Below are 18,367 nucleotides of genomic sequence, written 5' to 3'. Positions count from 1 at the left end.
TGCGAAGCGTCACGAGAGTGATCAGCAACATCGCACTAAAGCTGGTTCGCTTAACGTCGAAGTAGAGCGAGATCGCAGCGTGAATCACTTGTCAACAAATACTATTAACGATGAAGCACTCAAGAAAATTGATAACGAAACAAGTGAACTCATGAAAGACCAGGGGCCAGCCTCATTTCGAAAGGAGAGCAACTGATATGAGTAACGAACATCATCAAACAGGCAGACGTCCAAACAAAGCTGATCTTGAACGTCTTGATCCTGTACATCGAGAGAAAGAGCCACTGAAGCAAGGCAGTGCAGAGGAACGACACAGCCATCCCAACGAAAAACATCGAGAGCACTCTCATAGTGGAGAGAAGTTTGTGGAGGAAGTGAAGCGTCTTGATGCTTCAGAGTGAAGAATTTATTTAATGAAAAAAGTGACCATTTATTAGTAATCTTCATCACGAGCGATGCAGGTGTAGCCCAGACCACTACAGGGATAACTCCATAGAGACATTGCAGACTACACAGAAGTCAGGCTGGTGGAAGCTTTTCCAGCAAAAATGGTGAGTTTCGCTCGGATGGTGGATGTGACCCGGATCAATCCCGGTGATGCTGTGCTTGGGGGAATTGTTTTATGAAATTCTTCAAGGCACTTGTTGCAATTTTTGGTGTACTTCTTGATGCAATTAAGAGCACATACCTGAGGTGAGAGTCTGAGATAGGGCCAGAAATTATCAAGTGGGAACTCATCGTCTGCTGCGTTTATGGACTGATCAGCTTGGGGAATTGGATGTATAGAAGCGTTTACTAATGGGTGTTTATTGCCGTTTCTCTCAGAATCGTTTTCCATGTCCTAGCTCGCAAGAACAAAAGCAAGTTCAAGTGGAGCCGTTTCACGCCAATCGAGCAGAGGTGAACCAGGTGGACTCCAGATCATTGAGGCTCGGCCAATGAAATTTCTAAGAACCAAGGCGGGGTTTCTGCTGATCGTCGGGTTCTAGTGCGGCAGCGTCCCTGGTGCCTCATAACATGCTCGAACAGCAGCGCCTCGCCTTCTACAGCCGCCGCAATCGTCCTGAAAGCTTTAAGAGAGGCAAACTCATGATTCGAACCACACTCCGGCCATCACATCCGCTGCTGCTTTGCTGGTTGTCTCGGAGCCCATTGATCCACCTTTAGCTTCAGCCGAAAGCACTAAGGCTTGGTCACCTTGGCTTGGAAAGACTCTGACAAAAGAATGATCCAAGGGTCTTGTGGATTCTCCCAATTCTAAAAGAAAGTTTATGATTACAACTTCAATTACTATAAGTTTTGCTTCCCTTACGCAGAAGACGGAAAGACTTACCCCCGCGACTATCTAAAGGATTTAATCCATTTTAACTGCAAAGGGCAGGACACTCTCCACGTGTTTGGTTTAGACTGACCTTAAGGCAGATGGCTGGTGATCAGCACAGAGTTGGAAGGCTTGGGCCTCATCGGTGACGCAATCCCGGGGATAGAAATCCCAGAAGGCTGGTCAATGTGGCCGACTTTTTTGATGCCTGCGTCCACTGCATCTCCAGCATTTGAGTGCGGGTGTAAAAACAGTAGTGAATGTCGTCACAGATCGCACTGGTTCTTCGTCGTACGCCTCCTGAATCTCCTCCAGTGCTGACTAATCTGGGCACAACGCCAGTTCAAAATGCTCAGCTGTGCCCGTCTGCATTCAGGTTGTGCGTGATTCCACGAGCAGAGTCTTATCACGCTGTTGTCACAAGACTTCTTACTGCCGGTCGGTAGCTTCAGCATTAACTGGTAGTGGTTGGTAAATTTGCTCCCGTAGAAGCCGTCTGATAAGGACCTGAAACCGAACCTCCAAGTACGGCTCTCCCAGCTTCCAAGTTGGATTAGGCGGGAATAGACCAAAGGAGTTCCACTCGGTGGTACTAATGACAGCAACAACCCTCAATCCCGATCTCACTGCAGAGCAAAGCCGTCGTGTCCGCCTTGCAAAAATTGATTTGGATGAAGCCATCTATGAGGCGGCTGAACAGCATCCTGATATCTGGCCACGTGGACTGATCACCAAAATTGCGAGTGATCTTGGGGTCACCCCGGCGACGGTGCGCCGAGAACGGACCATCCTTTTACCAGGTGTTAAAAGCTCACATGCCCTTGGCTGGTGACCCACGTCAGATGGATCAACATCCTCCGAGGGCTGACGTGTCAAGTAAAGCGAGCTGCTCTTGAGTGGGTTGGCACGGATGAGTCAACCCGCACCCGTATTGATCAGTTCACCCGTATTATTAGTTCATACTTCCCATTTGGAATATTCCATCAGCTCAGCCTGAGCGAACTGCTCTCAAACGGAATTCGCGGCCGTCGTCACGCTTCATCAGAGAAGCGATAAATTGCTAAGCGGATTCATTCAGAGGAAAATGCCTTCATGAAACTTCTATTCACAGGATTCAGTCTTGCAGCGGCGCTGGTTAGCACAGGCGTTGCTCACAGTCATTGCCAACTGCCGTGCGGTATTTACGATGACCATGCACGCGTTCACTCGATGCTTGAAGACGCTGATACCATTCAAAAGACTGTAATTCTTATTAAAGAGAACTCAGGAAAGAATGATGCTCAATCCAATAATCAACTAGTAAGATCAATTGCCAACAAGGAATCTCACGCTCAGTCAATCATAGAAACAATTAGCGACTACTTTTTGACTCAGCGTGTCAAGCCCAGTCAAAGTGATTACACGGAGCGGCTCAAAAAGCATCATGCCGTGATCGTCGCCTCGATGAAAGCAAAACAAAATTCAGATCTCCAGCATGTTGACGATTTAAAATTGGCGATCGTTGAGCTTGAGCAATACTACCCAAGGCAATCAGATTAGCCCGGTTAGCAAGGGCGGCTACTATTTTGTCGCCCTTTGAAGTGTTGCCATCCTAAGAAAACAATGTTTGCGGTTATTAATCTAATTCTTTGAGTTTCTTTTTTGGTGAGAATACTAATTATTATCCAAAATTTTAGTTCTTGGCAGATTTTACTGTACAAGAGTTGATTTCCAGGTATTTGGGGATCGAGCCTGCCTCGAAGTCAAGCAGAAGAAAATTAGGATATCTTTTCTTGTTCATGTTTTATGCATTTATAAGCATCATTTACAGTGAATGCTTGATGTGGGTCAAATAAGCCACTTATTGCCTTATGGTAGGGTATTTCTTGAACTCAAAAGATAACTTTCTGGCCTCTAAGGTTTAGATGGCGTGATGGTGGGTTATCCTGATGTGAAAAGATTTACCATCTCTATGTAGTGATTTAGTGACGATATTGATCAGTGTTGCTGGGAAGGGTCAAGCTAGTGTTTTTAGGAAAACAACAGTGGCGATGCATTTTTCAACAGCGAATTTTCATCTATATGGAAGATCAACAGGTGATCAGCGTGTGGGCCCGTACGGATGTCGGCACAAATGAACAAACCACCGGCTTCCAAAATCTCGTCAGAACTGAAGCTTCGATTTGGGAATTCGTCGACACTTTCATTTGTTTCAGGATTGATCAGAGGCTTGTATGCAGTGCCTTCTCCACATGGCAACAGCGGGAGACCATCCAGTTGCTATAGCAGGTTGGATTGATTAGCAATAGCCATGAGGCTTGATGGTTGTCAGAAGAAAGAGAAGGAGGTGAATGGGAGGAAAATCGTAATTTGGGTGGCGACACTCTGGTTTAAATGCAGCTGGGCGCTTCAGCTTCAAGTATCAGTTCCAATTCTACCAGGTGCGAGAGTTCCAGCATGTACGGCAGATCAGCCCAATCGTTGAACTAAATCTGCGGGTGCAATCTCAATCGATGGGGATTAGAATTCTCGCTCAGGATGATCAATTAGGAGTTTGTATTGAATGCGTCTGCAGTTTTTGCTGGCGGGCGTGAACTGCGCATGATTAGAAAGATCTGAAGCGGTTCTGCTTCTTCGGCTTACGGATGAGTGCCTCATTCAGAAGGCTGAAAACGGCGGCAGTCATAGTCTCCGTAGTTTGGATCCATGCATTCATGAATGAATTCACAGCTAAAGACGTGCATCTTACGATTGAGGGTGTCCTTACCATCTGGCTTTTTCCTGATCGGAGTTGAGGCCACTGATAGAGCGATTGTTAACGGGCTTATTGAACGTACTCATAGAAAAAAGACCCAAAGGTAGTGGTTTTCAAGGGTTAAATCGATGATGTGTTTGTGAACGACTCAGTGCGTTGCATGATTGTCGATAGATAAGAGATCTTAATGAAAGACAAGGTGATTGAAGTCTCCCATTTACGGCCGTCTTATGTGTCAGCCCTTGGGACAAGTAAGCGTCATCAGGCCATGCACAATAAGCACCGCCATTTCTGAACACGTCAAATGTCGCGCCTAGTCATTGCTTGCTGCCATGGGCCGCAGAGAAAAAACCGGCTCACTTTTTTAATTCCTAGGTGATAGCCAGTAAAGCTACCTATTCTCCGTACCGATATGTAGCTCATGTGGCAGCTGAGCAATCCACCGTCCAAACCAAATCACGCTGCTGGTTGTAGTTGAGCGGTGGCTTAAACTAGCAACTTCGCCTGATCCCCAACGTTTGCGGAGCTATGTCAGTTCTGGACGGGATCCAAGTATTAATAGTCCTAGTACATGCCGTGCCTCATAACTGATTGGGGCGTGGTGGTGTTTGAAGAACCCGCGGAGATAAGCAAGACACTAGATTACTGTTGATGTTGATCAGAGCATGCAGTGCCAAATAAATCCTTCTAACTCGGCTTGATCCGAGTGAACGATAACTCAAACCAGAGCCAAATCAGTTTTAGATCGATGCATGGATGCATTGAAATCAACGCTTCTAATCAGGTCCTTCTCTGCTTGAACGGAGAGTGCGGCATGTACCCACTGCCCCGAGATTCCCTGGTAACTGAAGACGTCATGTCCTTTTGGACTGGTCAGTAGATAAACCCGAGATCCATCGCGGAGAAGGTATTCGTTCATGAGATGCGAGATACCGTCGATTTATCTCTCACTAACCAATGCAACGCAAGCAATCGTGAGCTGACCCTGATCGAAGCAGGCGGTCAGACAGCAAAAACCCCGCACTGGGCGGGGCTGTTTGATGGAGTTGGCAGGTTGAGCTTTGAGCTGAATGAACAGAGGGTGGATCAGCCTTCAAGCTTGGCGGGCTCGGCCTCGCCTTCTCTCAGTTCAGCGTCGATGATCATCACGGCAGCAGGGTTGCCTGCAGCGAACCTGACGCGACCCAGCAGATAGGCGGCTTCGTGTTCGGAGATGCGCTGGCCGTCAACGACGGGATCGAGGAACACGGTGGTGCGCTTGTCGTCATCCTGTTCAGCGGTGCCGTAGAGCTGCAGCACCGAGGCGGTGACATCAGCTTCCATGCGGAAGACGTTGGCGATCACCTGCTCCACATCGGTCCACTGCTGACGCGGTGGCTCGATGGTGTCGAGCACAGGGCGTTGACCTCTGCTGATCAGATAGTCGGCGAATTTGGCGGCATGCTGCTCCTCTTGCTTGGCCTCATCACGCAGGTGCTCGGCAAAGCCGGTCAGCTCGCGTTCAGCGAACCAGATGGCAGCAGCGAAATAGTCAGCAGCTGACTGACGCTCAAGGTTGAGATGGGCTTCCATCAGATCGAGCAGTTCAGCGGACATGGGCTCGGCCATGGCGCGGCCTGCAGGACCGGTGGGGACAGTGATGGGGGCTTGGATTTGTGAAGCTGTCATGTCTCTTCCTCTGGGAGGGATGAATCAGTTCTAGATCACAAGAGAGCGAAAGATAGGCGTAAAAACCGAACATTGGCGGATCAAAATACGCTCTTGGGAGTCACATTCAAAAGCTGCAAATATGTTTTTGAGAATCACACTCAGCAGTGCAAATCTGCTGCTGAGAATCAGTTTCGACTGTGCGTGAGTTATTGAATGAAGCTCTGCAGCTCTACCAGCTCGAAGCTGATCCATTCATTGTGGATTTGATTGCCTTCACTCACATTCAGTGCCGCAGCAAGCCTCGGAAGTCTTGTTCCGGCTGAGCTTGGCCCGGCAACGTCCTGAGCAGCACCTGGCATCCGCACGTTTTGGAGTGAACGTGCAGCCGCAACAGCAGCACTGCCTCGGCGGATGGTCTGGCTTGAGAGCCCGCCGGCGGCGGGCATCAGCGGCGCGTCGTTTCAGGCGATTATCGAGCTGCTTTTGGCGCCCGTCGGCCAGAAGCTCCAGCAGCGATTGCGTTTCTGCAGGGCTGGCGGTGTTGCTTGAGTGCCAGAGCTGATTGTCAGCGACAAACCATGGTGTCCAGCGCCAGCGGCGAGCCCCCAAGGGTGCCCACCACAGTCGCCCCGATGTGGTGAGCTTCCACCAGCCTTCTGTGTTCTGCCACGGTGTTCTGGTCAGTTCCCGGTGGTGTGTTGCGACGGGGCGCGGGCAGTCCTCGCGGCCTGCTTTAAAGGGTTCTAAGCGCGGGGGCTTCATGGCTTTTACCGGCTACGCATAAGTGCACGCTAAACCGTACCTCTCTGGTCGGTCCTCCCCCTGTTGAGACCTGTTCATCAGGCATAGAAAGGAACTGTCCCAATCCGGTAGTCACCATGACGACAGATCTCATCAAGTGCCAGTGCAAGACCGCTTGTCAGTGCAGAGTCGAGCCTGCAAAAGCTGTGATGCGCAACGGCAAAGCCTTCTGCTGCGAACCCTGCGCCGATGGTCTCGGCTGTGGTTGCCGGTAATTGTTTTTGCCGCTGGAAACCTGACCCTCACACCACAAAGCCCTGCTCTTCTGAGTGGGGCTTTGTTTCGCCTCGGTAGCTTTGGTCTTCTGCTTGGCTGGCTCTGCAGCTGTAGCAAGCAAAGCCGATAACGGTTCTCAGGACTTAGCCGCGTTAAGTGATAACCATTCTCATTGATTGCTCCAATTATGTAACTCTCAGGCAAGCTTCAGCTTGAGTGCAGGTGTCAGATGTTAGGACTTTGGCAGTCGCAATAAAGCCCATGTGCTGCAACAATCCGAATGCTGATCATCACAAAGAACAGCCAGGTGACAGCAAAGCGCCTGCCAAGTGAATGACCTGTTTGGGTCACATCTGGTCATCTTTTTAAGCTTCAACACAATGGATTTCCATTGTTGAATTTTCTCAAGCGAAACGGACAGCGCCTCTTTCATCAGGGGCGTTTTTTTTGGGCTCAGGCAGTCACATCTGTAGCAGTCAGTCAGGGTCTCCATTCGCATTGCAACGGCGACTGAAAAGCTTGGAGTTTTAGATATGACGGCTAGCCCGGTACTCATCAGGGAACCGGGCTGGTCGTCATACGATCACCCGCCTTAAAAGGTGTCGCATTGAGATGTTGGGCTTTCATCTGATGTTTTTTGGTGTTGCTGCCGACCTGATTGCCGCACTCGTGGCGTTTGAACTGTTTGAATTTGCTCAGAGGAAACCCTCAAGGGAGGTCACTTCTGCGGTTGATCAGCAGGCGGTCGGCTAATTCGAGCTTGCCGATTTCTTTGATCAGCTGCGCGTAGTCAATCTCTGGTCTTGCCCGAAGCTTTGTGGAAGTCATGGAGATCTCCGATTAAAGGCCAATGGTGTGAAGCAAGCCCTCGCCGCTGATCAGCTCCGTTGCGATCGCTGCAATGAAGCCGAGCATGGCCAGTCGACCGTTGAGCTTCTCAGCGCGCTCATGGAATCCCCAGCCGGCATCAGGTTCGGCGATTTCCATCGGTGGTTCCATGGCGTAGACGTTGTCATGCCCTTCCAGATCGTGTGTGACCAGACCTGTGGGTGCTTGAAGTGTGGTTGCTGTCATGGGTGTCTCCGAGTGGGACCTGCTTGGTCTATGCCCGCTGGATCACGCATGGAAGTGGGCCAACCGTCCCTGGAAGTTCGGTTTCAGGACCTTTTCTGACGGGTTCCACGGGAGCAGATTCACCTGCTTTTGCAGCACTCAGTCCAAGCTCAGTCAGTGCTGAGAGTCGTTTCCAGCTCATTGGGCGTGCTGGTTTGGAATCTCGTTTCGCAAACTTCAGACTTTCCCTGTTTGGGCTTTGATCAACCAGCCAGCACTGCTCTTCGGTGTATGGCGATGAACGAGTGACCCTTGTTCAGTTTCAGAACACTGTGGTTGCTTGATCACAGCCGCTGCTGACGTTGTTCTGCGATCAGGTGGAGCAGCTGGTTCAACCCGGTGGAGCAGTCATGGCTAAACCGGAGAAAAGCCATTGGAGCGATATGGAGTGGCACCAAACTGCTGACTGCGTAGAGGAGAGGTTTCAAACCATTCAGCAAATGCACAGACTGAATGGAATTTCAGAACTCATGGCGTTGGCTGATTACTGCACGAAATACAATTTGAAGACTGAGTTGATCAGCAAAGAGGAGCATGATGCTCTGATTGACCCAGGAAATGAACATGGAGCCTGGGTTCTTCGTCGAGACGGTGGGATCAGACTGAAAACCACATCGCAGTCAGGAGAGGTGGTCTTCAGTCTTCGTATCGAAGACAACATTTGGGATGGTTATGCAGAGCATGTGGCTGATTGGCATCGATTCGCTGAGAATTCAAAAGCACTCTTTCAAATTCCATCCAAGACCGAAACGAACTGGTTTGTCTGATCAAGCTTGCTACTCGGGAAAATTTTTATCGGTTTTGCGGATGAGGCGTTTACATCACCCCTTTACCCATCGTTACATCGATAACAGTCAGCACTACTCAGCCCTGGCTCTCAACAATTTCCACTGTCTCTGACAGAGAACGACATTCCTTGAGGAGCTCACTCAAAGGTCATGGCCAACCGAGGGGTTGCTTCGCAAGTGGGCCGAAACTGTTGTCGAGCTTGAAGCCGTGTTGGGCTTGATGTCTCGTATGACTTTGATTCGAGGCAAAAGAATGTCCGGTTCATCCAGTCTTGTGAGGATCTGTCTGGTCGTGGCAGATCCGAGACGCTGAAAGAGCACACCTGGTCGGGTGTCCTTCAGGATTCGCTCGAACTCTGCTCAGCTCAAGAACGTGCAAAACCTCGCAGAATGAACCAGGTTCCATGAATTTGACTACCAAGTGCTTGAACAACTGATCAATAATGGTTGCCTGGACAGCATTCAGCCTGAAAAACGCATTATTAATGGTTTGGCACTGGACATGGTGGTCACTGATTACCGACAAGAGCTGCATGAAACGAAAAAACAATGGACTAAACCATGAGCCTGCATAACTTGCCAACCACGCTGACTCCGGCTGAGCATCATGCCTTGACGAATGCTGTCACCTACTTGCTGAAAGAACGCAAGCGGCAGCAAAGTGAGGCATTCTCAAAAGGAGAAAGACTGCACACTGCCGATCAGAATCTGTTGGATGACTGTTTGACGGCCTCCCTTTGGTTGGCTGCTCAAGATGAAAAGTTCTATCAGGAGTGGGAAGCTTTACCGGCTGGTAGTCATTTGAAGGAGGTCTACAGCGAGCAGGTCTGGAACTGGAGTGATCGTGATATGCGAACTGCTCACTCTGATCCACTGCCGGAAAGTCTGAACTTATAAGCCCTTCGATCACAGCTTCACAGCGCCATAAAGCACAGACAGAATGCCAGGGTGTCGACCTTTTTTGAATGTTGAAGATGAACTTAATTGAGCACACTGTTTTTGGGAGGTTTGATGATAAATATTTTTGTATTGGCGAATTTGTCAAAGGGTTTTTCCATCGCTGTCTGTGGCCAGACCTCTTGAGTGGTCAGTTGAGCGGTTGCTTGAAAGTGATGGCTCAAGTTGACTTGCCATCAGGGTTGATTGCTTTCAAAGCACAAAAGTATGAATCCGATTGATTGATCAACCATTGTCTTGTAACGGTTAAGACCATGGAAATCAAATCTTGCAACCGTGAAATTTGCTATTGATGGATATGGCCAACCACGACCTGTGACAATGATGGTTTCGACAGTCTCTACGACAGAGTCTTTTCAGTTTTTCATCTCTGATTACAGCATTGAGCATCAAGGAAGGGCTGTTTTGGATGTCACCCTTGAGTACATCTACAAGCCTGATCTGGGTAACCCTGAGCTCTATTTCGATTTTCAGCAAGTTGTTGGCTACATTGATAAATTTTTTGTGACGTATCCAAATGAAACCGATTATTGGGAGATTCTCAACAAGAATCTCCCATCAGCTCGCCACCGACACATTGATCAAAGTTTTGGATTCGCTGATTTGTCACTGAGTGCCATCACTTGAGCCCATATTCACGACCGCATCGCAGACAAGAGCCAACCGTTGGTCGTGCCTTAGAGCAGGGCAATGAACAATCGATCTGTGGAGTCGCTTCAGATGGCCGACCTGATGACTGATGCAAGCATGACTTGCTAGAACTGATTCCACTGCTGATTGATTAGGGCATGAGCAACCACTGGGTAAACCGCATGACCGTTCCTGTTGTTCGCGTCAAAGAGTTTGCAGAGCTGTCTGCCTGCTACCAGGAAGCGTTGAAGGATCGTGGTGCTTTGGATTGCACATACAAGCTTTGGTCTGAAATGACTGCGGCAGAGAAGGCCAAAGTCGCCAAAAGATTGCCAAGCACCGCCAACAACTGGTACGTGAATTGATTGAGAGAGCTCAGTGAGAAGAGCTTCGCTGGTCTACCTCTCTTTCTGATGAGAACAACTCACCCGGTGAAAGCGACGTTTTGTTCATGGTGCGCTTTCAGATCCTGAACTGCGACAGGTTTTTTGAGTGTCTTGAACTTTGTCTGATCTTGACCAGACTGAGGACAGTTCATACAGGCATCGTGCAGAGATGACCCTTGAGGCCGACCACTCCACACTTTTGCTGATTGCTCAGGTGATCGCGCTGAGTGACGGGGCGATCTCTGAGGAAGAGGAAAGAATGATTCAGGGTTTGCCCGAACGTCTCGGCTTAAAAGCTGTGCCCCGCTTAACCCAGGAAAGCTTGCCCTCACTGTCGAACCTGGGAAAGCAGCTCAGCAGCCATGGTGATCGTTGTCTTGCGGCGAGGATTGCAGGATTAGTTGCAGGAGTCTCGCGGAATCCTGATGATCAGCAAGACATCAACGCAGATGAGCGCTCGGCCTATCGGGAACTGATCAACTCCCTGCAGCTTGAGAACAATGAGCTTGAGGAGATTGAATTCAGTGTCCGCCAGGAATTAACTGAAGGAAAGTCTCTCCTTCAAATCATCGGTGATGCGCTGTTTGGTAAAGGTTCATGGCCTGATCAGGACATTCTGCTCAAAACCCCCGAGATCCCTGGCCTGGGTTAGTTCTGTGACCACAACTGATCGACCGTTGGTGATGAGCCAGTGGTCGTCGCTGGTAATGCTTTATTGCTCTTATTCGAACAGTTTGGGGTAGCGGATTGACGCAGACATCAGTTGCACTGAATTCACTGCTTCTCGTTGATCTTGTTATCAAACATCCACTTCATCATCCCCTTGCTGTCGTTTTTAAAGGAGACAATCCCAAAGCTCACCAGGAAGACCAGCGAAACAGTGATCAGAACCGCTGCGCTCAGCTCGCTGATCTCCAGATTGCCAAATGACAGTGTTGTCAAGATTGAACTTTTCATTCAAGGCTTTCGCGCCTTCCTTCCCTGGGGACTGGGCCAAGAATCAAAAGCATCTTTTCGTCGGGAAAGATCTGATCGCCAAACAGTAAAAACAAAATCCAACCCGGCATCTTTTTCGACCATATTTTTCAACTTTAGCTTTGGGTTTCGAGTTGGAGTTTCTCTGTTATGGCCGCTTATTAACACTCAATATCGCTGTATCCGATTTAACCTGGGCATAGTTGCTTTTGCCATTTGTTTTCATAGGCGAGCGCGCCAGCATTGCTTGGATCGGGCTGTTGATCGTGACGAACTAGCTGGATGCAACCAAACAAAAGGGGCCGGATGAATCCGGCCCCTGCCACCTGCGTCTTCTGATGCTGGCAATGAAGAGGCTCTGCGAAGCTCGCGCTTAACGTCTTGAGATCAATGGAGCCTCATCTGTCAGGACTGAACTTCTGTGTCCTGACGTTGCTCAGTGGTTTCGGCGTCTGCCGAATTCGTGCTGCGTTGACAGCCGCCTGAGCCTGCGAAAGCGGGAGCTGTGATCAGAAGCGTTGCGCAAAGAAGCGTGCAGAAGCGAAACATTGTTGTGAATCAAGTCTCTGAATGCTGGCGAACGATCTCCTCTGACCGCGAGCATCAACCTTGAGACAAAAAAAGAGGCCGGATGACTCCAGCCTCAGTGCCCGATTGCATTGATTGTGTCTGTTCAAAGTTCAGCCGCAAGCTTTTGTTCACACAGTCGTTAGGCGATGACTGATCCCAAAGCTCGTCTGTTACTTACTGGCTTGAAAATCCCTGTTGATGCATAGTGCATTCATCACAGGGTGCGACCGTGTTTTGTATTCAACGTCTTTCAGACAAAGGCTGGGTTTGCATTGCCGAAAACCTCAACCTGCTTGAAGCCAGAGCGAAAGCAACGCTGTGGTCTCAGGAGCAGGTCGCTGCTTTTCGAGTGGTCAGTCGTGATCAATCCGACATGCAGTTCCTTTGCCGGGATGGAAAAATCCTGGTGGATCTTTCCGAACCAGCGGATCTGGCTGCTGCTCTTGAGGGGCAGCCATCCGTCCTGATGGAAGACATTTCCTGGAAAATTCTGGCGGAAGCCAATTGAATCCTCTCATCATCGATTCCTTGGCTCTAAACATAAAAAACTCTCTCCGGTAGATCTGTACGTGGCGTGCATAACAATCGTGCTGTACGGGTACGAGGCAGGCTTTAGTCAACGTATGAGTCGCTACAGCTTTCAATGCTGGGCAAAACTTTTCAACCAGTTTTATAGCTTGAGTGAGGATTAAGTAAACCGCTCATTTTGGTAGAACCCAGCAAAGCACAGGCTGATATCTTCAGACATGTGCTTGAGTTCATCTGCAGTCCTGTAGTGCTGGCTTTCTTCTGAGGTTCGACTAGTGCTTGTGACTGAATTTGAGGTGAATTTTGTAGCTCATCCTTTCCTGTGGAAAGGCTGGCTGGCTCACTCGTTGTTGCCTTGCTCGACCCAACACTTTTGAATCTCTAAAGCAAGCGAAGCCTCAAGCTAGAGATGCCCTGGGGACATCAGCTTTAGATGTGTGGTTTTCTGGAACACTTAGGGCAATTCAAGTGGAGCGGCGTTGGCATGCTCCACAAAGAATGCTCAGCAAAGGACCCACCCAGATCTTTTGTGGGATTATTGGAGCATGAACTTGAGATTAGTGGGATTATGCTCCTTTCCAAGGTTGGGTATGAATCACTATGTGCTCCTCAAATTTCTTGGCTTCACTTACAACTACCGTTTGCTGATGCGCCATCTGTCAAACCTCATTCATCAGCAAAATATTGAATTGTTTGATTGGAGTCCTGATTGGCCACAGAGGACGCTTTAACACTGATGGCTGTTGTTCCCCTTTTTTATCAGCGCAGAATTTTTGCCGTCGGTTTCATCATCAGAATAGCGACCAGTATGAATATTCTTGGCGATGAGTTGCAACACAAAAACACATGAATGGGGCTAACGACAAAAATTAAGTCGTACATGTTCGTTTATCTGCATCAGCGCATTATTGATCTCGAAGTGGGCTTTAGGGGCTAATTTTCGTGTCCAGGACACTATGTTTTGTTGGGAAAGAGTTTATGCCATTGGCATTCTTGACTCCTAAATTAATTATGCTGTTTCAAGTCTCAGGACTGATTCTTTATTAACCTTTATAGACTCGTGTCGTCTTTATAACGTGCCGGGAATCCGTATACCATTTGAAGCCTTTATCAACCTTTAAAATCTTGGCCTTGTAGACAGTCGGTGGATTTTTGCCCAAGTGATAAATATCAGCCATGACACTCTTCTTCTCAGAGCGCAAAATCCGCTCATCTTAGGCTCTTTCAAAGGATGTGACTTCTGATGGCGTTACTATTGATGTCCGGCATCAATAGTAAATAATAATTGCTTCCCTTCGCCATGATAACTAAGCTTTGACTAGTCTAAAATTGCTCTAAAATGTATCGGGAATCAATGTTTTTTTGTGATCAGCAATGTTGCTCATAGTGGTTCTTGCTGTGTCATGCAATGGATACCACCTCCACCAAAATTAATGGATATACATCCAATTTGAACAATTTCTCGACCGGGAAATTCAGTTTTAAATGTGTCAAGTACTTTTTGATCCTTATCTCTGGTGGAAGTTGGTAAGCCTGGTTGCCAATATCGTGGCAAGAGGACTACGCCATTAGTTACTAAAAAATTAAGGTAACTTGATACGGCAATTACTTTGATTTCGTCAGTCATTGGGAATGGACAGCCAAATTCGTATTTAACATCTAGAGCGTCATATCCACCGTCTCCTCTTGTCATGTTGGCATAGAGATGATCGGTGTGTGGGATTCTGACTATCCGAAATGGATTACCATCCTGATCCTTTGCTGCATTGAGAATTTGAAAATTACGTTCTAGACGCCGCCGATTTTCTCGAGCTATGGGATCCTTGGAAGCCTCTTCTTCAGATACTTCGGCCAACAACACAGTACTTGGAGACGAAAATCTTGCTACCTCATCAACATGTCCGCCTGCTGTCGTATTCGGAGTCCAGATATCATGGTTACCATCAGGACCCTCTAATGGACCAGTCCAGGTTGAATCGTCTTCAGCAATTCCTTCTTCAAGCCAAATAATATTACTTACTTGAAATAGACGATCAAATTCAACTTCCATTTCTTCAATTGACCACGTTGGATTCCGCTGGCACTCGACGGACTTCACTGCAATCATGGAGCCTTTGCCATTGAATTCTCTTCCGCCTCCTTCGCCGATTAGCTTGGATGAAATTGTGTCAATCTGAAGTTCGGTGGCAATTAGCTCATTGGCATGTTTGGCCAACATTGAATGTGGAGAATCAGCTGATTCATAGCCATAACAATCGAAGTCCATTAATACCATTTTCTTTTTTTTATTATTATCAACTACAAAAATTGGGCCTGGATCACGCACCCAGATATCATCATGGGGTACATCATGAAACGTCACTTGGTTCATGTTTATCGATGCGCCCATCAACAAACGCTCAACATTGATTCTGCTTGCTGCGTCGTTAACCTGAATTTTTACTCTCACATGAGGTGTCAGAGTCCGAATTATTTCGATGTACATCGGTACAGCCGACAATCCACGCTTATACTCAAAAACTGGCCAAGCAATCCAAATTGCAGCATGTTGCTCAAATTCTGCGGGAAAACGAAACTCTCTATTATTTTCCATAGAACTTAAGTCTTAAGGCAAGACTAGTGACATTCATAGTCTTACACCATCCCTATTCATAATGCAATGGCGTGACACCTGATTTGCTAAATCTAAAATGTATAACAAGTATCTATCTGGTTAAGTGGCTATTTCTAGTGATTGACGTCAGCATCGTTGCCAGAAAACTTTGTATTCTGAGTGTCTAAACGCTTCACTTCTTCCAGAATCGTTGTTCGACTTAGAAAGTGTTCTTGATTATTTTCATTGGGTTGGCTGTGTCGTTTTTCTGCACTGGCTTGCTTCAGCAGATTTATCATAATGTGTCGGATCCTGTCGCTTAAGATCAGTTTTGTTGCGGTATCTGCTGCTCCGAATTGTTCATTATAAATTTCACTAGGTCTCCTTGATGAATACGACTGTGCTCTGGTTTTTGATAAGTTTACTTGTCTGATTGTTAATCCGCTTGATTGTTTTATAGCTTGCCATTGTGGCTGACCGCTAATTCATATTGCGGTTCTTTTTCAATTCAATGGCAATCGAACTGACTACAGAAATCTCTTTCTATCCATCCTCATGACGTTTTGTATTCCGTCTCTTATTTATCTGGTTGAATTCAACGCTTCAGTACCTAGCCAACGCTGAATTCGACGATCACTATCGCTCAGGTCCTTGGGCTTGTGCCGCTTCAACCTGCTGTTCTTCTAATACTCTTACCAGCTTAATAATGTCGATGGTGTTATGTCTGAGCCTTCAATTATTGAAAGGTATATTGGTACCCTACGGCGATTTTGCCTCCACTGCAACCTTCTTCAGTTCATATGCAGTAGATGTAAGTTCAGAGCAAGCTGATTTCCCCATTATAGTTATCAGTTTGCTCAGGCAAGATGTTATGTTGTGCTCAAGAGACAAGCGTGCTCTAGCTAGAGCTCGATATCTAGATTGATGGAATATTGCTTGAAACCAAGTTTTTCCCAATAATTTATCGCCGTTAGATTTCCAGAAAAAGATTCTATTTTCAGCCGTGTAGCTCTTCTTTCTTTACTGAATTCGACAAAACGCTTTGTTAAATCCTGACCGACGCCAAGCCCTCGAAAATTTTTGGATACGTGTAAGCTCTCCAATTCAGCAATATGCCTGAAATTCCAGTCAAGAGGCGTTCTTTTAACTGCTCCATACGCATAGCCGACAATTTGCCTCTCTATCTCTGCGACCGCTAGCAAACGATTTTCATCGGAAATGTACTCAACAAGAAAAGCCTTTGCTTCAAGAGAAGTCGCCCATGATGGATTGAATCTTGAGTCTAAATCAAGATGAAATTCAAGTTGTTTGAAGTATAAGAAAGCAATCGTCTCTAAATCGGAATCATGTGCAGAACGAACTTCGACAGCAGATTGATTGTTCATGTTTTGAATTCAGCAATGTGATGATTTATGCGACAGTTTCGGGCAAAGCCCTTTAGCAAACTCCTGTCCCCTGAATCATGAACTTCCTTAAGCCACTTCTCTTCACATTGCTTTTACAGCATTCTGAAAAGAAATTCAATTATGCTGCTGGCAAAGTTCATAGCACCATTGTTCGTTTCCGGATTACGCATTCTCCGTTAACAATGAAGTATAAATTCCATGCTATTTTTCCGATTACGAGGAGATGTTGATTGATGCTCAGTCAATCTCAACTCCTGCTCTATCCGCCCTCTCCTCAGGCGGCGTCGGCTACCGGTGAGTGCTTTTACTTTCATCGAAATATCTGGCAGAAACATCCTGCAAGGCATGAAATAACGGCAGCAAAAGTTTGAGCATTGCTTCAGTGAGGGTCTGATACTGGACCAGACCCCCTCTTGAGTGAAGGAACTTAAACTTTTCGCGAGTAATACTCCACCACCAGCAGTTCATTGATCTCCAGAGCGACCCATTCGCGTTCGCACTTGTTGATCACCTTGGCGCTGAGTTTGGCCTTGTCGAGCTCAAGGTGGGGTGGCACATTGGCGAGGCCTGGGAATTCCAGGTTGCCTTCGGCCAGCTTTTTGCTGCCCTTGCGTTCACGCACGGCAATTACATCACCGGCCTTGCACTGGTAACTGGCGATGTCAGTGACGCGACCGTTCACGGTGATATGGCCATGATTCACCAGCTGGCGAGCGCCAGGCACTGTGGGGCCGAAACCGAGACGGAAGCAGACGTTGTCGAGACGGTTCTCGAGAAGTTTGAGCAGGTTGGTTCCTGTGGAACCGTCCTGAGCGCGCGCTTTTTTCACATAGCGCACGAGTTGGCGTTCGGAGACGCCGTAGTTGAAGCGAAGCTTCTGCTTCTCTTCGAGACGGATCGCGTATTCAGAGCGCTTGCGACGGGCTTGGCCGTGCTGACCGGGTGGATAGGACCGCTTTGCGGCCTTCCGGGTGAGACCAGGGAGGTCTCCCAAGCGCCGCGTGATCCTCAGACGAGGGCCGCGGTAACGAGACATAGGTGAAGAAGGTGTTGGACCGTTCACGCCGGAGAAACGCCATGCTGGACTTGAGTCAGCTTTGCGTTTTCGCATGCGCGAACCACCGATCTTATCCGGCGGCTTCTCCAGCTCCCTTGGAGAGAAGTTCAGCAAGGCCGTCGCCCAGCTGATGATTGCGGTGATTGGTTTCTATCGCCGCTGGATTTCGCCCCTGTTCGGCCCCCGTTGCCGCTTCATCCCCAGTTGCAGTGCCTACGGACTGGAAGCCATCCAGCGGCATGGCCCCTGGCGTGGCGGCTGGCTCACTCTGCGCCGGATCGGTCGATGTCATCCCTTCACTCCCTGCGGCTGTGACCCCGTCCCCGATTGAGACCATGCAGTTGATCCTGTTCAGCCGGCAGGGCTGTTGCCTCTGTGAAGGATTGGAACAACGCCTTCGGGAGCTTGACCTCAATGGCCTCAGGCCAACGCTGAGTTTGGATGTGATCGATATCGATGCTGCAGGAATTGATCCGGAGCTGCGCACCCGTTACGACCTCGAAGTTCCTGTTCTGACGCTGCAGGGCAAGCCATTGCCAAGGGTGTCGCCACGCCTCAGCGGTGAGGGACTGTTCAATTGGTTGCAACGGCACTGCACCACGATCGCCGGATCGGACTAGAACGGCCTCATCTTTAGGGGGC

At 48.3% G+C, this 18,367-nt stretch carries 22 protein-coding genes; 16 read left to right on the top strand and 6 right to left on the bottom strand.

The genetic code is table 11. The features are described from left to right. Window positions 1–197 precede the first annotated feature (197 nt). From SIB83_RS04025 to SIB83_RS04015, 3 genes are all read left to right on the top strand, one after another. Complete coding sequence (locus SIB83_RS04025; RefSeq protein WP_413403751.1) at window positions 198–401, top strand: hypothetical protein; 204 nt, start codon at window positions 198–200, stop codon at window positions 399–401. Between the two features lie 1,515 nt (window positions 402–1,916). Further along, entirely contained in the window at window positions 1,917–2,153 is a 237-nt protein-coding gene (locus SIB83_RS04020; RefSeq protein ID WP_413403750.1) for a hypothetical protein, read from the top strand. A gap of 260 nt (window positions 2,154–2,413) precedes the next feature. Beyond that, window positions 2,414–2,860, top strand: a complete 447-nt coding sequence (locus SIB83_RS04015; RefSeq protein ID WP_413746083.1) for a superoxide dismutase [Ni] — start codon at window positions 2,414–2,416, stop codon at window positions 2,858–2,860. A gap of 2,281 nt (window positions 2,861–5,141) precedes the next feature. Here SIB83_RS04015 and SIB83_RS04010 read toward each other — a convergent pair. Next, a complete protein-coding gene (locus SIB83_RS04010) occupies window positions 5,142–5,723 on the bottom strand; it encodes a ferritin (protein ID WP_413403540.1) in 582 nt (193 codons plus the stop codon). Between the two features lie 255 nt (window positions 5,724–5,978). Continuing rightward, window positions 5,979–6,467 carry a hypothetical protein gene (locus SIB83_RS04005; RefSeq protein WP_413746863.1) on the bottom strand — a complete coding sequence of 163 codons (489 nt, stop codon included), beginning with the start codon at window positions 6,465–6,467 and terminating at the stop codon, window positions 5,979–5,981. Window positions 6,468–6,583: 116 nt separating this feature from the next. Here SIB83_RS04005 and SIB83_RS04000 point away from each other — a divergent pair, with 116 nt between their 5' ends. Then, window positions 6,584–6,721, top strand: a complete 138-nt coding sequence (locus tag SIB83_RS04000; RefSeq protein ID WP_413746862.1) for a metallothionein — start codon at window positions 6,584–6,586, stop codon at window positions 6,719–6,721. 841 nt (window positions 6,722–7,562) lie between these two features. Here SIB83_RS04000 and SIB83_RS03995 read toward each other — a convergent pair. Beyond that, window positions 7,563–7,796 (bottom strand): chlorophyll a/b-binding protein, encoded by a 234-nt coding sequence (locus SIB83_RS03995; protein WP_413746861.1) that lies wholly within the window; start codon window positions 7,794–7,796, stop codon window positions 7,563–7,565. 389 nt (window positions 7,797–8,185) lie between these two features. On the opposite strand from SIB83_RS03995, the gene SIB83_RS03990 reads away from it, so the two are divergent. From SIB83_RS03990 to SIB83_RS03945, 10 genes are all read left to right on the top strand, one after another. After that, window positions 8,186–8,602: a hypothetical protein gene (locus SIB83_RS03990; protein ID WP_413746860.1), complete on the top strand. Its 417-nt coding sequence runs from the start codon at window positions 8,186–8,188 to the stop codon at window positions 8,600–8,602. 442 nt (window positions 8,603–9,044) lie between these two features. After that, window positions 9,045–9,188 carry a hypothetical protein gene (locus tag SIB83_RS03985; RefSeq protein WP_413403745.1) on the top strand — a complete coding sequence of 48 codons (144 nt, stop codon included), beginning with the start codon at window positions 9,045–9,047 and terminating at the stop codon, window positions 9,186–9,188. A gap of 11 nt (window positions 9,189–9,199) precedes the next feature. Further along, on the top strand, window positions 9,200–9,520 hold the full coding sequence (locus tag SIB83_RS03980) for a hypothetical protein (RefSeq protein ID WP_413746859.1): 321 nt from the start codon (window positions 9,200–9,202) through the stop codon (window positions 9,518–9,520). 68 nt (window positions 9,521–9,588) lie between these two features. Beyond that, window positions 9,589–9,801, top strand: a complete 213-nt coding sequence (locus SIB83_RS03975) for a hypothetical protein (protein WP_413746858.1) — start codon at window positions 9,589–9,591, stop codon at window positions 9,799–9,801. A 55-nt stretch (window positions 9,802–9,856) separates the two neighbouring features. Further along, window positions 9,857–10,207 (top strand): hypothetical protein, encoded by a 351-nt coding sequence (locus tag SIB83_RS03970; RefSeq protein ID WP_413746857.1) that lies wholly within the window; start codon window positions 9,857–9,859, stop codon window positions 10,205–10,207. Between the two features lie 185 nt (window positions 10,208–10,392). Beyond that, on the top strand, window positions 10,393–10,575 hold the full coding sequence (locus tag SIB83_RS03965) for a hypothetical protein (RefSeq protein WP_413746856.1): 183 nt from the start codon (window positions 10,393–10,395) through the stop codon (window positions 10,573–10,575). 190 nt (window positions 10,576–10,765) lie between these two features. Next, window positions 10,766–11,248, top strand: a complete 483-nt coding sequence (locus SIB83_RS03960; protein ID WP_413746855.1) for a TerB family tellurite resistance protein — start codon at window positions 10,766–10,768, stop codon at window positions 11,246–11,248. Window positions 11,249–11,389: 141 nt separating this feature from the next. Then, a complete protein-coding gene (locus SIB83_RS03955; RefSeq protein WP_413746854.1) occupies window positions 11,390–11,881 on the top strand; it encodes a hypothetical protein in 492 nt (163 codons plus the stop codon). Between the two features lie 465 nt (window positions 11,882–12,346). Next, the gene (locus SIB83_RS03950) at window positions 12,347–12,649 is read left to right on the top strand and encodes a hypothetical protein (RefSeq protein WP_413439660.1); all 303 of its coding nucleotides are present in this window, start codon (window positions 12,347–12,349) and stop codon (window positions 12,647–12,649) included. A 729-nt stretch (window positions 12,650–13,378) separates the two neighbouring features. Beyond that, window positions 13,379–13,519, top strand: coding sequence for a hypothetical protein (locus tag SIB83_RS03945; protein ID WP_413746853.1), 141 nt, complete (start codon window positions 13,379–13,381; stop codon window positions 13,517–13,519). Between the two features lie 531 nt (window positions 13,520–14,050). Here SIB83_RS03945 and SIB83_RS03940 read toward each other — a convergent pair. The 3 genes from SIB83_RS03940 to rpsD form a co-directional block, all read right to left on the bottom strand. Then, window positions 14,051–15,262 carry an agmatine deiminase family protein gene (locus tag SIB83_RS03940; RefSeq protein WP_413746852.1) on the bottom strand — a complete coding sequence of 404 codons (1,212 nt, stop codon included), beginning with the start codon at window positions 15,260–15,262 and terminating at the stop codon, window positions 14,051–14,053. A 902-nt stretch (window positions 15,263–16,164) separates the two neighbouring features. Continuing rightward, a complete protein-coding gene (locus SIB83_RS03935; RefSeq protein ID WP_413746851.1) occupies window positions 16,165–16,647 on the bottom strand; it encodes an N-acetyltransferase family protein in 483 nt (160 codons plus the stop codon). Between the two features lie 448 nt (window positions 16,648–17,095). After that, entirely contained in the window at window positions 17,096–17,704 is a 609-nt protein-coding gene (gene rpsD, locus SIB83_RS03930) for a 30S ribosomal protein S4 (protein WP_413403735.1), read from the bottom strand. A gap of 73 nt (window positions 17,705–17,777) precedes the next feature. Here rpsD and yidD point away from each other — a divergent pair, with 73 nt between their 5' ends. Both yidD and SIB83_RS03920 read left to right on the top strand, forming a co-directional pair. Next, window positions 17,778–18,056, top strand: coding sequence for a membrane protein insertion efficiency factor YidD (gene yidD / locus SIB83_RS03925; RefSeq protein WP_413746850.1), 279 nt, complete (start codon window positions 17,778–17,780; stop codon window positions 18,054–18,056). A 4-nt stretch (window positions 18,057–18,060) separates the two neighbouring features. Continuing rightward, window positions 18,061–18,345: a glutaredoxin family protein gene (locus SIB83_RS03920; protein ID WP_413406556.1), complete on the top strand. Its 285-nt coding sequence runs from the start codon at window positions 18,061–18,063 to the stop codon at window positions 18,343–18,345. Window positions 18,346–18,367: the final 22 nt, after the last annotated feature.

Origin of the sequence: Synechococcus sp. MIT S9507 (assembly GCF_047304715.1) — a bacterium.
Taxonomy (GTDB): domain Bacteria; phylum Cyanobacteriota; class Cyanobacteriia; order PCC-6307; family Cyanobiaceae; genus Synechococcus_C.
This window is presented reverse-complemented; position numbering and strand designations above follow the sequence as displayed.

Excerpts from the sequence above, each read along its gene's own strand:
- SIB83_RS04025 (WP_413403751.1), top strand. The coding sequence starts at position 198 with ATGAGTAACGAACATCATCAAACAGGCAGACGTCCAAACAAAGCTGAT.
- SIB83_RS04020 (WP_413403750.1), top strand. The coding sequence starts at position 1,917 with ATGACAGCAACAACCCTCAATCCCGATCTCACTGCAGAGCAAAGCCGT.
- SIB83_RS04015 (WP_413746083.1), top strand. The coding sequence starts at position 2,414 with ATGAAACTTCTATTCACAGGATTCAGTCTTGCAGCGGCGCTGGTTAGC.
- SIB83_RS04010 (WP_413403540.1), bottom strand. The coding sequence starts at position 5,723 with ATGACAGCTTCACAAATCCAAGCCCCCATCACTGTCCCCACCGGTCCT.
- SIB83_RS04005 (WP_413746863.1), bottom strand. The coding sequence starts at position 6,467 with ATGAAGCCCCCGCGCTTAGAACCCTTTAAAGCAGGCCGCGAGGACTGC.
- SIB83_RS04000 (WP_413746862.1), top strand. The coding sequence starts at position 6,584 with ATGACGACAGATCTCATCAAGTGCCAGTGCAAGACCGCTTGTCAGTGC.
- SIB83_RS03995 (WP_413746861.1), bottom strand. The coding sequence starts at position 7,796 with ATGACAGCAACCACACTTCAAGCACCCACAGGTCTGGTCACACACGAT.
- SIB83_RS03990 (WP_413746860.1), top strand. The coding sequence starts at position 8,186 with ATGGCTAAACCGGAGAAAAGCCATTGGAGCGATATGGAGTGGCACCAA.
- SIB83_RS03975 (WP_413746858.1), top strand. The coding sequence starts at position 9,589 with ATGTTGAAGATGAACTTAATTGAGCACACTGTTTTTGGGAGGTTTGAT.
- SIB83_RS03965 (WP_413746856.1), top strand. The coding sequence starts at position 10,393 with ATGACCGTTCCTGTTGTTCGCGTCAAAGAGTTTGCAGAGCTGTCTGCC.
- SIB83_RS03960 (WP_413746855.1), top strand. The coding sequence starts at position 10,766 with ATGACCCTTGAGGCCGACCACTCCACACTTTTGCTGATTGCTCAGGTG.
- SIB83_RS03940 (WP_413746852.1), bottom strand. The coding sequence starts at position 15,262 with ATGGAAAATAATAGAGAGTTTCGTTTTCCCGCAGAATTTGAGCAACAT.
- SIB83_RS03935 (WP_413746851.1), bottom strand. The coding sequence starts at position 16,647 with ATGAACAATCAATCTGCTGTCGAAGTTCGTTCTGCACATGATTCCGAT.
- rpsD (WP_413403735.1), bottom strand. The coding sequence starts at position 17,704 with ATGTCTCGTTACCGCGGCCCTCGTCTGAGGATCACGCGGCGCTTGGGA.
- yidD (WP_413746850.1), top strand. The coding sequence starts at position 17,778 with ATGCGCGAACCACCGATCTTATCCGGCGGCTTCTCCAGCTCCCTTGGA.
- SIB83_RS03920 (WP_413406556.1), top strand. The coding sequence starts at position 18,061 with ATGCAGTTGATCCTGTTCAGCCGGCAGGGCTGTTGCCTCTGTGAAGGA.